Here is a 684-nt window from a genome sequence, read left to right on the forward strand (position 1 = left end):
TTCTCACATCGAAAATCGAGTTAAGGTATATATGACTTATTTACACTTCTTTTTGTCTAAGTGGCAGGCCCTTTTGTTTCAAAAAGAAGAAAATTCCCATGCGTCAGCTTTTGTAGTATAATAGTAAGCAGACAAAAAGATAGGAATGTGTTATGAAAGTATTAGCTTTTGATACGTCCAGCAAGGCTCTTTCTCTAGCCATTTTAGAGGATAAGCAAGTTCTTGCCGAGACTATGATCAATATCAAGAAAAACCACAGTATCACCCTTATGCCTGCCATCGATTTTTTGATGGAAAGTCTGGACCTGACACCCAAGGACTTGGATCGAATCGTGGTGGCAGAGGGACCAGGTAGCTACACAGGTTTACGAATTGCGGTAGCCACTGCCAAGACTTTGGCTCATACTCTGAACATTGAGTTAGTGGGGATGTCCAGCCTCTTAGCTCTGGTGCCAAGTCAGCAAGAAGGCTTGGTGGTTCCTATCATGGATGCACGTCGCAACAATGTCTATGCAGGATTTTATGAAAATGCCAAGGCTGTCTTTCCAGAAGCGCACCTGTCTTTTGCGGAAGTGCTAGAGCAGGTCAAGGATGCTGAGCAGGTGACCTTTGTCGGAGAAGTTGGAGCCTTTGTGGAACAAATCCAAGAGCATCTGCCACAAACTAACTACGAAGAAACCTTGC

At 44.0% G+C, this 684-nt stretch carries 1 protein-coding gene; it reads left to right on the plus strand.

Going from position 1 to position 684, the window contains the following annotated elements:
* Positions 1-152: 152 nt before the first annotated feature.
* A partial coding sequence (gene tsaB, locus GMD3S_RS0210270; protein ID WP_025173031.1) for a tRNA (adenosine(37)-N6)-threonylcarbamoyltransferase complex dimerization subunit type 1 TsaB occupies positions 153-684 on the plus strand: 532 nt, incomplete at its 3' end.

Origin of the sequence: Streptococcus sp. GMD3S, assembly GCF_000298695.2 — a bacterium.
GTDB lineage: Bacteria > Bacillota > Bacilli > Lactobacillales > Streptococcaceae > Streptococcus.